Below are 12242 nucleotides of genomic sequence, written 5' to 3'. Positions count from 1 at the left end.
CACTCGCCCTACACTCCTCCGCTCACAGACAACGGAGGAACCATGGCCGCCACTACTTTCGACCCGGACAAAGCAACCGGCATGCTCAACTTCGCCCAGGGCGTGCGCCTTACACCGACTATCCGGGCACTTCTCGGCGCGCTGGCGCTGGATACGGCCGGCGCCAGCGAGTCGGATGACACCCTGCCCTTCTCTGGCGAGTCGACCGCCACGTGGAACAGCGTCCTTGCCCACACCGCGGCACTGGGCGACGAGCTGGGCCTGCCGGCGCCGGCGGCCGCGGCGCCACTGGGCGAGCAGATGCATGCCCTGGTCTCGGCGCTCGCTGCGCGCGCTGGCGCGCCAGCTGCAGGTGTCGATGCCTGGTTCCAGGAGCACACGCTCCTCCCAAGCCAAAAGCCTGAAGTCATCGACCTGGTGGAGCTGGCCAAGCTGGTCGACGACGGGCACGGCTTGACCGGCTACCGAATCGAGGAGTACAGCGTCAACGTCACCGACGGCCATTGCCACCCCTGGAACCCGTTCGAGTCGAACTTCGCCTCGCAGGGCGAGGCCGAATCGGCAGCCGAAGAATGGCTTCTTGAAAACGAGGATCACACGGAAGCGGTCATTGGCCGGGTCGTGGTGATCGACAACGTCTTGGAGTGCGACGACGCGAACGACTGCCTTACCTCGATCCACCGAGAGGATCTCGTGCACGCTCTGGCGCCGGCCGCGTAGCTCCGATCACCATGCGCCCTGCCCGGCCTCGCGCGCGGGCTGCCGGCACCGCCGAAATAATGTTGCACTCAACATCCTGCTGCATATAATGTCGTTCGGCACCTGCAGAGCGCCTCCAAGACCAGACCTTCACCTACACCCGCCGCACCCGCCCCAAGCATGAAGCACGAAAGCCCGACCGGGGATACCCCAGACCAGCACCAGGACATCGCCGAAGCATCGAGCGCAAGCGCCACTGGTGCGACAGACGCTGCGGCGAGCACGCCGAAGGAACAGCGCGCGACCAAGACCTCGACCGAGCGCGGTTCGGCCGCCGACAAGGCCCTGCTTGAAGCCGGTGGTGCGATCGTCAGCCGGCTGCGTCTGCGTCCGATTGCAGCTCGGGCGCTGACGATTCTCATGGAGCGCGAAGGCGACGTCTACGGCAAGCAGCGTGCTGCGATCGAGAACGCGTTGATTTTTGCCGCCGGCGGCACCGACGTGCTCGAGCAGCTGCTGGCCGACGAACAGGCGGCCCGTGAAGCTGAAGCTGCTGCCTTGGCCGCGGAGCAAAGAGCGGCCGAGGAAAGGGCGGCTGCGCAGGCCCAGGAACAAGCAGATCGCGAAGCGGAAGAGGCGCGGCTGGGAGAAGAGCAGGAGCAAGAGCATACGGTCAACCGGAAGCGGCTTTCGCTGATCGAAAACGACCTGGTGGCGCTGCTGGAGAAAGGCCCGATCACTGGCGCGGCTGAAGTGGGACACCGGCTCTGGTCGGACCGCGAAATGCAGCCCCAGGGCGCAGCGTGCGCGGTGAACGGGATTCTCCGGCGCCTGGTGGATCGCGGGTACGTCGCTTCGACACCAGTCGGAGATCGACAATGCTTCAGCGTGACCGAGGCTGGCCGCGACGCGCGCGAGCATGACCGTCTCGACGACATCGATCCGCGTCAGCTCACCCTCCTCACCGAAGAATAATATTCGGTCTAGTCGCGCCGTCGCGACAAACGATATTCGGCAGCCTCAACCTTCAGGCAACATTCTTTCGGGCGAGAGTTGGCCTGCGTCTTACGGGTGCGTTACCGCGGCGCACTGTACACCTCGCCAGCTTCCTCCGCCTCATCGCGCTCGACGTCGTGCTCATCGTCGGCCGGCGCCAGCCCGAGCCGCGCCGGCCGCTCAACGACTCGCCTCCCGGCGCGCCTGCCCTCCCCATAGGAGCTCACCAATGCCGTCCCATCACCAGTTGTCCCGGTAGAGAGCGTGAAATGGTCGGCGCCGGTTTCCACGAAAGCGAAGTCGAGCAGCTGCGTGGCCACCCTCCGGCCCTGGTATTCGTCCTTGACGCCTATGCCTGAGATGTCGAAGCGGCCATCCACCTCGCGATACAGCAGCAGCCGGCCGATCTGGGCACCGTCGACATGGGCCGTGAACTGCTTCTTCACGGTACCCACTGGGCCGACGGCCGGCTCCCACTCGGGCGAGGCGATGCGCACAGCGATCGGCGCGCGCCGCGGCGCGCCGTCAGCGTGACGCTGGTCAGCCACGCGGGGCCGGGCCCGATTCGCCCTCTTCGTCGTCCTCGAGCTCGGCGTCCGGTGCTGGTGCTGGTGCTGGTGCTGGTGCTAGTGCTGGTGCTGCTGCGGCACAGAAGATCTCGTGCATGCGCTCCTCGGACGGCTGCTTCATCCGGCCGCCGCCTGGAAGAATGACGTTATGGAAGGTCAACGGGAACCGTGCGAACTGCCGGCCGCGCTCGCTATGCGAGTACACGACGTTGTTATCGACCGCGAAGCTGGCGCCGTCGGCGAACTCCACCTCCAGCATGCCACTCAGGCGGCCCACGTGGATCGTGTTGCTCACCTCACGCGCGCCGGCCAGGTTACCCTTGGTCTCGACGATCGGCGCGATCTTCTCGATCACCTTGAAGATGAATTCCTCGCGCAGCGCTGTCGCATCCTTCTTGGCCAGCGCCACCAGGCCATCCTTGAAGTCGAGCTTCAGCTCGTATTCGCCGCGCGCCACGTTGATCGGCACGGCGCCGGCGTCGACGGCGGCGCGATTTTCCGGATCCTTGAGCAGCTTCATGCGCAGCGTCGGGCTCCCGGCCATGAAGAAGTCCAGGCGCCTGGCATATTCCCTGGTGAAGTGCTCGACGAGCTGGGTTTGATTGCGCTCGGTGACCTGCACCAGCACCGTCCACAGGTGCCTGGTCGCTGCCGGCGTCGCCGGGGTCGGTACGAAGCGCTGTGCGGCCGCGCGCTCTTCCGCCGACTTCACCGGGCGCTTCACGATGCATTCTTTCAGGGCCGTCATGCGCTGCGCCACTGGGACGAATTCGCTCAGGACCTGGCGCATGGCGTCCACAGCTGGATGATCACTACCGCACGCGTTCACCTTGCGCAGCGTCGCCTCGACGCGATGCAAGGCCGTGCTGTCGCCGTAATAGAGGTCGAGCAGCTCGCCGGGAACCGTTTCGCGCTGACCGTAGAAGAACGGGGCCGACACGTGCTTTTCCCAGGAATTCTCCAGGGCGCGGCCGAAGTGCTGTTTCAGCTCGTTGTGGGTGGCATTGGCGAGGGCAGCAGCAGCGACGCTGTCATTGAGCAGCTGCAGAAACCGGGGGAACGCGACCGGCGAGGTCGCAGCGGCCGCGAGGGGAAGCTCGGCAGCCGCCAGTGCTGGAAGAGGTGAAGTAGTCATGCACCGATGCTACCTGGGCGCGGAGGGCGTGGTAGCAAGCGTATCTATGCGAGCGTTGCTCAGCATGCACGTGTCTGCGCGGTGGCGACCGATCATTACTGTACGCCACCAGACACAACAGACGCGTTACCATGGCGAGCACAGTACTTATAAATCAATCGCGTGATCAGATAATGTTTTGTCGCAATAGATAATATTATGACTAATCTTGACAATGTGCTGGAAGAATGGATTCCCTATCGATTAGAGACGCTCAAGACCTTTCAAGCGGTTTGGAATTTGGCGAAAGAAACCAAGGAAGGCCGCGAAGTGCAAATCGTCGTCGACGGCAAAACGAGGCTTGTAGGAAACGTCTCGATGATCGCCAATCCAATTTGCGAAATTGGTCTAATCCACGCGCGAGCACTTCTTGAATTTCTCGGCTTGAGCCTGATAGAAGGAAAACTAAAAACCATAGAAAGGAAGCGACGAGCGGATGACATCGCAATTGAGCATTTTAAGGCTAACGGTGTCGCACTGGAACGGCTCACGCCGGAACAAGCTCTATCTGACTATCCGGGCGACCCAGAGGATGCGAGGGCCGCGTTTATGGCCGTCTTTGAATGGACAAACAAAGGTGTAGCCCATTTAACTGAAGGGAGAACGTCTCGAACTTATACAGAGGATCACTTGAAGATCGCTCTTAGTGGCATAGAATACCTCGTGAATAAACATTTATATGCCAAGCTAGGATTGACGATACCGAGTGATGACTACTAGGCTAAGTGCAGATGTTGCCATCCAAATATTTCGCAAAGCTTGACCCATGAATATAAAAAATGTGACCGCGAAAAATGGCGCGAATTACACGCTGTCTATCGATGATGACGGAACCGAGATCATAGTTAGCCGCGGTGCCGATGCGCTCGGAACAATAAGCCTGAATTATATTCAATTCGATTGGCCTGATCCGGATCACTACCATATAACACATCTGTCTTTAGAAAAATGTAGTGGAATTGGGCTCGGGCGAGAGTGCCTTATTTTTCACAAAGAGTGTTTTGGCGCACCGATTACCGCAGGCTATGATTACGGACAGGAGAGCTTGGATGGGAGCCACCTTACTGGAACGGGACCAGGCTTTATTTACACGATGCGGCAGGAAGGGGTTGTGGTCCCCTCTGCGAGCGACCGCTTTGATCGCGATGACGACTGTGACAACTAAGTCGTGTATGCATGCGTGTGCTTACGCGACCATCGCGTGCTGCACATCGTTCGCCGCCGGCGTCAGCGCATCGCGCCCACGCCCGACCGCCGCGCATCCACTCGCCGGCGTCCTGATCACCTTCCTGATCTGCTCGCGCCAGAACCTGGTGCTGGTGGGCCGGGTGCCCTCGATCTCACGGTAGATCTCCTGCAGGTCGGCCTCCCCGCCCAGGCGCTCAAGGGCCTTGCGGATCACGCGCGGCCACACTGGGCCGCCGACCGTGGCCAGGACGTCCCGATACGCGCCGGACAGCTTGTGCACGGCCGCAGTCTCGCGGTACAGCGCGAAACCAATCATCGTGCGGCGCCTGCCCTTCTCGAAGGCAGCGAAGACCAGCGGCAGGCTCAGGCCTGGGAACAGGTTCCGCGGGATCATCGACTGCGACAACGCCCAGCGCTCGGCATAGCCGACTACCCGCGCAGCAGTCTGGAATGCATAGGCCGGCAGGATGAACCCGGCTTGGCCACCGTCCGGCAGCAGCTCGTGCGCCCTGTCGAGGAACCCATCGATAAGGCTCAGGTTGAAAGGCGGATTGCCAATGATGTGCGTGGGCTCTACATCGATCTCGACCGTGCGGAAATCCCCTTCGATCACCCGGCAGCCCGTGTTGCGCCGCGCGCGTTCAGCCATGAACGGGTCGATCTCGACGCCGATCGCCTTCACGCCAGCTGGCACTGCAGATAAGAAAGCGCCTGGGCCACAACTCGGCTCTAAGATAAGATGTCCGGCACCCAACGATGGGAAGAAGCCCTCCACGATTGCCTCGGCGGCCCATTGGTGGGTTGGATACTGGCCAAGCTCTTTGATGGTCGACATGCGCGTTCCTTATTCAACTGATCACCCCATGTTACGGATGACCCGCGCGGTCTCGCAAGGAATGGTGCTGGTGGTGGCTAAGTTGGACGCGTGCCGTCAGGGGCCTGGTCCTCGTCCTCTGCCTGCGTCGCCGGCGAGAACGCATAGCGCTCCCAGGCGGACCACAGGTTCACGATCTCTACCTGGCGCGCGCGCGCATACTCGACGCAGTTGGCGGTACCGCCGGAGGTCCCGTTCCACAGCGCCAGCACGCCGGTCGCGCGGTCGACCATCCACTCGTTACGGACCTGCATCTTCCAGACAGCGTAGCCGCCGGGGCTGACGACGACGACCTTGGTGGCGCGCGCCAGGATCGTGCGGAACAGATCCTGCTGCTCGGGCCGCCACCTGCGCTCCTGGCCCTCGAATGGAACCGCGGCCGTCAAGGGTATGCCCAGCTCGATGGCCGCCAGCGCCAGCGCCGTATCCCAGCCCAGGGCCATCCCGGAGATCACCTCTTCCGGGCGGTACTTGGTGAGCGCGGCGCGCGCCAGGTCGACCAGGCGCGATGACACGGCGGCGCCGTAGCCACCCAGCTTGTCGGGCCGGTGGCCGGTACCGGCCAGGACGGCGTGAGGAAAAAGGGTAGATGTATCGGTCATGTTGAGGCCTATGGAAAGCGCGCTGGCGCCCCGAAAACTATGGCATTAAGGATTCGATACACCGTGGGGGATGTCAAACACCCAGCTGCGATCGCACGTCGCGGCCGACCAGGCAACGCGCGGCAGATCGCCCCGCGCCGTCGTGCGGAGCCATCGACTTCAGACTGAACTCGGCAACATTCAACTCGCAAGCAGACTTCGACTCGGCCTGGATGACGATGGGCTTGACCGCATCCTTCCCCTTCACGACCATGTACCAGTCAGCGTCATTGAGCGAGCCGAAAAGTGCCACGTCATCCGCGGCCGGGGCCGGGGCCTGGGCCTGGGCCGCGGCAGTAGCCGGACGTGCTGGCGCCGGTGCTGGCGCGTGGGGAGTGATGGCCTGCCTGCCGCATGCCGTGAGGACGACCATGGTGGCCAAGGATGCTGCTGTTACGAGTTTTGCGTGCTTCTTCATCTGACTTCCTGGATGTGCCCAACGGCGCTGCGCGCCGCCTGATTCGGGCGGTTTTAAGTAATAGGGATAGGCGCCGGCGGGATACGCACGCGGGCAGATTCTGCGTAGCGCTCGGCGGAGCGGCGATCGTGCAGACCGAGGTATTCCTCCAGGTCCGCAAGCGACGTGCCGGCCTCCAGCTCGCGCTGGGCAAAGGTATTACGCAAGGTCCGGCCGCCCTCGCGCTTCAAGGTGATGCCGGCCGCGGCGAAGGTGGTGCGCACCTGGCGGTAGAGAGTGAACGCCTTGACCTTGCCGCCGCTGGGCATCGCCGGGAACAGGATCTGGCCAGGCACGTCCATCTTGGCGCGCTCCGCAAGCCAGCTCTTGACCTCGGGCACGGCAAATGGCCGTAGCATGGTCACGTGCTTGCGACCGAACTGGCTACCGGGCACCGGCCACACCGTCACCGGCACCGAGCCGGAGTCATCTGGCGCGCCGATATTCTCGATGTACAGCTCGATGACTTCGCTCACCGTCAGGCCGGCACCGATCATCAAGGCCATCATGGCGCGGTCGCGCCGGCGGCGCCAAACCAGGGCGGAGTCTTCCGCCAGCTGGGCCGAGCGAGCGGGCAGCGCCTGCATGAAAGCGGCCTGCTGCTCGAGCGTCAGCCATTCCTTAGGCAAATCCTTCCCGCGGCCGCCAGGCATCTTCCCAAGCGCGACTGACGCCACGCGCGCCGGGTTCGGCTGAATGCGCAGGTGGTCGTAGACACGCTCCAAGAGCCGCACATACCGGTTGCGGATCTCGCTGTTCAGGTCTTTCGTGCTGCCCTTCTTGGGCGGCTCCATCGCAGCGTCCAGGAACTGCAGGATGTGGTCCTTCGTTACCCGGTCCACGGACAGACCTTCGCCATGCATCCAGCGCACGAACTTCGAGAACATGGCGACGTAGCCCTTGATTGACCGCGCGCCAAGGGGCTGGGGCTCCTGCGTCTTGCCATCGGCAGTGACGCGTTTCGGACGCTTGCCCAGCTCGACGAACTTCACGCTCTCGACGAAGCCGCCGAACGCGGTCATCGGGTCTGCGATCCAGTGCGCTTTCTTGTCGAACAGGTGCGTTTCGGTGGTGGTCATGTGTGCGCAGCCTCACGGCTCTCCAGTAGCTTAGGTGGCACCATCATATCCCCGACCAGCTGCAGGACGGGACCTGGCAGCACGGCGACCGTATTGGCCCGGCGGTGCACGAGATCCCACTCGGGCGTATAGCAAACGAAGACCCGTTCGACACCCTCGACATGCTCGTTGCCGCTCCCGGTGCCGCGCAGGGCCGCGAGAGTGCACCACTCGTCGCCACGGCGCAGGCCAACCAGGAACTCATTCCACGGCGTCGCCGGCGGCAGCCCTGCGTGCACGAAACCCAGGTGCGCCGCGCCGTCGCCGATCGAAATCGCCAGTGGCAGCAGTCGCATGGTGGCCACGAGCTGCTGGCGCTGCTGCTCGCCGGCGCCAGCTAACCAGTCCATACCGTGATAGTCCAGCTCGGCGAGCGCGGCAACCGCCTCGTCGTCCGGCGGGCCGTCTGCAAAGAGATCCAGGAGATCCTGCTCACCGTTGCTGATGACGGCGAAGACCGAGGGGGTGCGCAAGAACCGGATGCAGCCAGTGAGCGACTCGCGCCCGGACAAGAGGTGCCCGACCGAGATCAAGCGGTCCCGGCCAGGCTCGAAGTCAGCTTCACGCATGGCCATGAGAACCTGATCGAACGCGCCGCAAACGTCGCCGACGATAAAGTCCCGTCCCACCCTGTTGTGAGGCAGACACAGGACGGCCGGGTTCGCCGCGCTCACGCGCGCGCCCCCTTCAAGCCGACCTTCTGTCGTCGCGTCACTACCATTTGCAATCACGCCTTTGCCCTGCCTTTGTTCTCTTTTATGCTCATACTACGTAGATGATACAGAAGGTTATAAAGCTATGGAACCTACAACTAGCGCAATCGAAAAACGCTCCGACCCGATGGCCGGCATCGGCTCGGTAATCGACACGGAGACCACCGGCCTCGATCCGAAGAAGGATCGGGTCATCTCGTTCGGCCATGTGCGCCTGGTCGACGGCAAGATCACCGAGAAGATCGAGTGGTTCTTCAACCCCGGTGACGTGCCGATCAATCCGGAAGCGATGAAGGTACACGGCATCACGCCTGAGTTCCTGGCAGACAAGCCGCCCATCAAGGGCTACCTGCTCAGGATCGTCGAGTTGATGGTCGAGTCGATCGTCTGCGGCCACAACCTCAAGTTCGACGTCGACATGCTCAACGCCGAGCTGGCGCGCCATCGCTACCCGCCACTGGAGCAGTTCATCGCTGGCAAATTCGACACCATGCAAGACAGCCGCAAGCGCTGGCCGGGCAAGGCCGCCAGCCTGGACGCGCTGTGCGAGCGCGTCGGCGTCTCGACCGCGCACCGAGAAAAGCATGGCGCCCTCACCGATGCGGTGCTCTGCGCCGAGGCCCTGATCGCCATGCACAGGGAGCAGCGCAGCTTCCTCGACGTGTTCGCCGAAGACACCTCACCTGTTGCGCTCAACGACATCGCTGGCGACATGCCGGAGATCCTGATAGTCCCCGCGTCTGCCCAGGAACTGGCCACGCACGCGTCCTACCTGGCCGGAATGAACGGTGACGCCCCGATCTGGTATTCCTACAGTGCGCCGGCGCCGGCCGCCGCCGACTGCGATGACGAAGAAAGCGATGACGAGGTAGTGAGCTCGATGGCGCCATGCTGATCCAGCCTGCCGATCGGACATCTTCCGACCGGTTATTTGACAGAGTCAAACCCACCTTGATTAAATGAAGATGTGGGCAGGAGTTCTTCTGCCAAGCTAACAAAGAGGCAACATATGAGTTTCTGGGATTCGCAAAGGGCAGTCGACACCGCCGGCCTGGTCGATAACATGGCCGAGATCGGTGGCGTTCTGCGCGCGCGGCGCGAAGCGAAGCGGGAAGAAAAGCAATTCCGTGAAGGCTACGCGAAAGCCCTTGAAGAGGCCAAGCGCACCGGCGTCATGCCTGTTCAGTATCAAAAACTTGCCCCGATCGACCACATGGGCGGCCACATCGGCGTTAAAGCGGTTGCTCTCCGCGAGCTGGGCAAGCTTAACCCGCGTCACCCGCTGGTCGTTTCACCAACCGTCCGGGGTAACATCGCAACCCAGACGAAGATCAACTACAACCGGGCCAACCGTCCGGATGACCCTGACTTCCACGAGTTCGCGCCGAGCGACCCGGTCGCGCAGAAGATATACGAATTCACGCTCGGTAAATGATAAGAAAACGCCCTGGTTATCCAGGGCGTTTTCATTAGTAGTCCTTCTTCTGATCAATGACCGCAGCGGCTAATCCTTGCTGCCCGTTATTCTTCAGGTCTTTCGCCATCTTCATCTTCATCGAGGTCGACACCGCCCCACTACCACCGCGCGCAGCATTGATGAACACGCCAGCGACCTTGCTCTCGACCTCGTGACCGGTCACGGCGTTCTGGTTGTTACCGATCCAGCCGATCATGCGGTCAGCCAAGTTCAGCATCACAGAGAAAGTCGAGTTGACCAGGGTCATACCCATTACGGTGAAGATCACCATGTACGCGGCGATCGACATCAGGCCGGTCAGGCTGTTGCCCTGGGCGCTGCCCACGGCCGCGCCGAAGTAGCGGAACAGGAAGGTACCCATCACCGTCACCGCAGCCGATGCGATGAAGAACGAGAAGGTCATGATGATCGGGCGCGCGAAATTGTTCAGCATGTACGTGTAGCCGTAGCTGGTACGCTGGCCCATGCCCTCACCGTCCGAGTCGAAGTGAGCCATGGCCCAGAGGGAGGAGCCGAGCAAGGACTCAATGATCGACGTGAACCACTGGATGATGGCCGCGAACCATTGGATAAACGGCACCATGGGAATGTAGAAGGCCATGACCGCGGCCGAAACGAACATCAGACCGAGCACTGGCAGCATCAGCCCGCCGGCATCCTTCGCAATCTTGCTAAGGGTGCTGGCGATGCCACCACCAGGCACAACACTGAGCACTTTCTGCCCAAGCGAGCTATTCGCAACACTTTCAGCCGCGCCGATCACAGCCCTACCAACACGTGTCCCAGCAACGAAGTCGGCCGCACGGTATGCGAAGTACATCGCCTGCGCCGCAGCAAGCGCATTGTCGCCGATGTTCTTGAACGTGATGATCGGATTGACAGTCTCGCCGGCGCCAGTCGAGCTTGACCCGATCATGCCATTCAGCGCGCCACCCAGGATCCACTGGCCAACCGAGATATTGCCGGTGGAGGAGGTGGGGAGGATGCCCTGCTTCTGCGCACTGGCGACGCCTACCGCTGCCTCCAGGCCCGCCAGGAGTTCTCGCGTCGTTGAAGGCATGTCCTCGTCGTCCGGCATGTTCTCGAACGTCACGACTGGGTCGAGCATTTCATTCATCGCCTCGCCGACCTCGGCATACACGCTGTACCAGATACCCAGGGTGATCCAACCACCATCCTTCATGCGCTGCGTAAGCTGATCGGAGATGGCTCCGGAATTGCTGACGCTGTTCGCCTGGGCTGCGAGCGCGGCCAGCTTGCCCTGGAATGTGTTGGTGTAAATACCGAAGTAGCCATCAGCAATCGTCTTGACCGATGCGTCGAACTGCTCCTTGTTGCTGTTGGGCGAGACGCCGGTGATAAGGTCCTTGGCCGCAGCGTACGTGGACTGCAGCGTCGCAGCGTGCGCATCCATCGACGTCTTGCGGATACCCTCGTAATTGACGTCCGCAATACGGAGCCCGAACGTGCTTTGCGTGATGCTGTTGGACCGAGGCGAGAAGTTCATCGTGATCTCGCCGCATGCCGAGCTACCGAACTGGCCACTCGGCTGCCGCCCAGCGAACTTCATCACGATCGCCGTTCCGCTATCGGTATTGAGCGTCACCGGGAAGTCCGTTGGCGTCGGCTGGCCAGCCGTTTGCATCGCAGCGGCCATGTCTTGTGAGGCGCGCTGACATGCTACTGCCTTGGCCATGTACAGCTCCATATTCTTGAGCTGGGCCGCCTGCTTGATGTTACCCATCGGGTTGACGGTCGTGTGAAACGCTTCGGTACTGTCGATCGCGGTCTGCTGCACCCGGTTCGCGCCGGCGATGCCCAGAAGGCAGGCGACGACCATCAGAGCCTGGCAGAATGCCCATCCGCCGAAGACTGGCATCAGGCTCGCCGTACCGAAGGCGACGCGCACTGGCACCCACACGGTCGACATGCGCTTGCCCAGGACGACACCCTCGTGCATCGTCTGGGCCAGGCCGGCGATCATGTTGTAGGCCATCCAGATGCAGGCGGCCGAGAAGATGAACATGTTGAATTCTTTGAACATCGCCGCCAGCAGCGTTCCGGTCGACCCGTCTTGGGTGCGGAAAGGATCGAGTGCGAAGTCGCCCAGCACTGCCCGGAGCATAGCGAACGATTCGTCGGTCTCTCGGTTAATGTCGGTGAGAAGGTCGGTGACGTCATCCAGGAGGCCAGCATGCGCCACCTCCGGCAACAATAGACACGCGAGAGCGGCCGCGCCAGTGCGGATGTGCGTCGAATTTATGTGCTTGCGCATGAAATTTCCTGTTGAATCTTGTTACGTATCAGCATCATAAAACAAACATTCCGAGATGTCG

General features: G+C 62.0%; 14 protein-coding genes. 6 read left to right on the top strand and 8 right to left on the bottom strand.

The genetic code is table 11. The features are described from left to right. The first annotated feature begins 42 nt into the window (after positions 1 to 42). Positions 43 to 720 (top strand): hypothetical protein, encoded by a 678-nt coding sequence (locus AB3347_RS18160; protein ID WP_285376481.1) that lies wholly within the window; start codon positions 43 to 45, stop codon positions 718 to 720. 159 nt (positions 721 to 879) lie between these two features. Further along, the gene (locus AB3347_RS18155) at positions 880 to 1674 is read left to right on the top strand and encodes a hypothetical protein (RefSeq protein ID WP_369093147.1); all 795 of its coding nucleotides are present in this window, start codon (positions 880 to 882) and stop codon (positions 1672 to 1674) included. Positions 1675 to 1775: 101 nt separating this feature from the next. Here AB3347_RS18155 and AB3347_RS18150 read toward each other — a convergent pair whose 3' ends face one another. Together AB3347_RS18150 and AB3347_RS18145 are read right to left on the bottom strand one after the other, a co-directional pair. Further along, positions 1776 to 2141: a GNAT family N-acetyltransferase gene (locus AB3347_RS18150; protein ID WP_156923717.1), complete on the bottom strand. Its 366-nt coding sequence runs from the start codon at positions 2139 to 2141 to the stop codon at positions 1776 to 1778. Between the two features lie 94 nt (positions 2142 to 2235). Further along, positions 2236 to 3399 (bottom strand): hypothetical protein, encoded by a 1164-nt coding sequence (locus tag AB3347_RS18145; RefSeq protein WP_369093146.1) that lies wholly within the window; start codon positions 3397 to 3399, stop codon positions 2236 to 2238. A 198-nt stretch (positions 3400 to 3597) separates the two neighbouring features. On the opposite strand from AB3347_RS18145, the gene AB3347_RS18140 reads away from it, so the two are divergent. Next, positions 3598 to 4158 carry a hypothetical protein gene (locus tag AB3347_RS18140; protein ID WP_027866282.1) on the top strand — a complete coding sequence of 187 codons (561 nt, stop codon included), beginning with the start codon at positions 3598 to 3600 and terminating at the stop codon, positions 4156 to 4158. Between the two features lie 46 nt (positions 4159 to 4204). Next, on the top strand, positions 4205 to 4603 hold the full coding sequence (locus tag AB3347_RS18135) for a hypothetical protein (RefSeq protein ID WP_156923720.1): 399 nt from the start codon (positions 4205 to 4207) through the stop codon (positions 4601 to 4603). Between the two features lie 21 nt (positions 4604 to 4624). On the opposite strand, the gene AB3347_RS18130 is transcribed toward AB3347_RS18135, so the two are convergent. The 5 genes from AB3347_RS18130 to AB3347_RS18110 all read right to left on the bottom strand — a co-directional run bounded on the left by AB3347_RS18130 (position 4625) and on the right by AB3347_RS18110 (position 8390). Then, positions 4625 to 5461, bottom strand: a complete 837-nt coding sequence (locus AB3347_RS18130) for a TRM11 family methyltransferase (RefSeq protein ID WP_051306503.1) — start codon at positions 5459 to 5461, stop codon at positions 4625 to 4627. A 77-nt stretch (positions 5462 to 5538) separates the two neighbouring features. Beyond that, entirely contained in the window at positions 5539 to 6102 is a 564-nt protein-coding gene (locus tag AB3347_RS18125) for an SLOG family protein (protein ID WP_051306504.1), read from the bottom strand. A 73-nt stretch (positions 6103 to 6175) separates the two neighbouring features. Beyond that, entirely contained in the window at positions 6176 to 6559 is a 384-nt protein-coding gene (locus AB3347_RS18120; protein ID WP_027866283.1) for a hypothetical protein, read from the bottom strand. 53 nt (positions 6560 to 6612) lie between these two features. Beyond that, on the bottom strand, positions 6613 to 7677 hold the full coding sequence (locus AB3347_RS18115) for a tyrosine-type recombinase/integrase (RefSeq protein WP_027866284.1): 1065 nt from the start codon (positions 7675 to 7677) through the stop codon (positions 6613 to 6615). Then, positions 7674 to 8390 carry a hypothetical protein gene (locus AB3347_RS18110; protein ID WP_027866285.1) on the bottom strand — a complete coding sequence of 239 codons (717 nt, stop codon included), beginning with the start codon at positions 8388 to 8390 and terminating at the stop codon, positions 7674 to 7676. The genes AB3347_RS18115 and AB3347_RS18110 overlap by 4 nt, the downstream gene beginning before the upstream one ends. Positions 8391 to 8514: 124 nt before the next feature. Here AB3347_RS18110 and AB3347_RS18105 point away from each other — a divergent pair, with 124 nt between their 5' ends. Together AB3347_RS18105 and AB3347_RS18100 are read left to right on the top strand one after the other, a co-directional pair. Beyond that, positions 8515 to 9324: an exonuclease domain-containing protein gene (locus AB3347_RS18105; protein ID WP_084416459.1), complete on the top strand. Its 810-nt coding sequence runs from the start codon at positions 8515 to 8517 to the stop codon at positions 9322 to 9324. 114 nt (positions 9325 to 9438) lie between these two features. Continuing rightward, positions 9439 to 9864 (top strand): hypothetical protein, encoded by a 426-nt coding sequence (locus AB3347_RS18100; RefSeq protein WP_027866286.1) that lies wholly within the window; start codon positions 9439 to 9441, stop codon positions 9862 to 9864. 34 nt (positions 9865 to 9898) lie between these two features. On the opposite strand, the gene AB3347_RS18095 is transcribed toward AB3347_RS18100, so the two are convergent. Next, positions 9899 to 12181 carry a DotA/TraY family protein gene (locus AB3347_RS18095; RefSeq protein ID WP_027866287.1) on the bottom strand — a complete coding sequence of 761 codons (2283 nt, stop codon included), beginning with the start codon at positions 12179 to 12181 and terminating at the stop codon, positions 9899 to 9901. Positions 12182 to 12242: the final 61 nt, after the last annotated feature.

The sequence above is a fragment of the Massilia sp. X63 genome (genome assembly GCF_041023745.1).
Lineage (GTDB): Bacteria > Pseudomonadota > Gammaproteobacteria > Burkholderiales > Burkholderiaceae_D > Telluria.
The sequence above is the reverse complement of the archived record's forward strand: the minus strand, read 5'-3'. Positions and strand labels throughout refer to the sequence as shown.

Coding starts and splice junctions, on each gene's coding strand:
- AB3347_RS18105 (WP_084416459.1), top strand. CDS start 8,515: ATGGAACCTACAACTAGCGCAATCGAAAAACGCTCCGACCCGATGGCC.
- AB3347_RS18155 (WP_369093147.1), top strand. CDS start 880: ATGAAGCACGAAAGCCCGACCGGGGATACCCCAGACCAGCACCAGGAC.
- AB3347_RS18095 (WP_027866287.1), bottom strand. CDS start 12,181: ATGCGCAAGCACATAAATTCGACGCACATCCGCACTGGCGCGGCCGCT.
- AB3347_RS18135 (WP_156923720.1), top strand. CDS start 4,205: ATGAATATAAAAAATGTGACCGCGAAAAATGGCGCGAATTACACGCTG.
- AB3347_RS18120 (WP_027866283.1), bottom strand. CDS start 6,559: ATGAAGAAGCACGCAAAACTCGTAACAGCAGCATCCTTGGCCACCATG.
- AB3347_RS18125 (WP_051306504.1), bottom strand. CDS start 6,102: ATGACCGATACATCTACCCTTTTTCCTCACGCCGTCCTGGCCGGTACC.
- AB3347_RS18140 (WP_027866282.1), top strand. CDS start 3,598: ATGACTAATCTTGACAATGTGCTGGAAGAATGGATTCCCTATCGATTA.
- AB3347_RS18100 (WP_027866286.1), top strand. CDS start 9,439: ATGAGTTTCTGGGATTCGCAAAGGGCAGTCGACACCGCCGGCCTGGTC.
- AB3347_RS18145 (WP_369093146.1), bottom strand. CDS start 3,399: ATGACTACTTCACCTCTTCCAGCACTGGCGGCTGCCGAGCTTCCCCTC.
- AB3347_RS18130 (WP_051306503.1), bottom strand. CDS start 5,461: ATGTCGACCATCAAAGAGCTTGGCCAGTATCCAACCCACCAATGGGCC.
- AB3347_RS18115 (WP_027866284.1), bottom strand. CDS start 7,677: ATGACCACCACCGAAACGCACCTGTTCGACAAGAAAGCGCACTGGATC.
- AB3347_RS18160 (WP_285376481.1), top strand. CDS start 43: ATGGCCGCCACTACTTTCGACCCGGACAAAGCAACCGGCATGCTCAAC.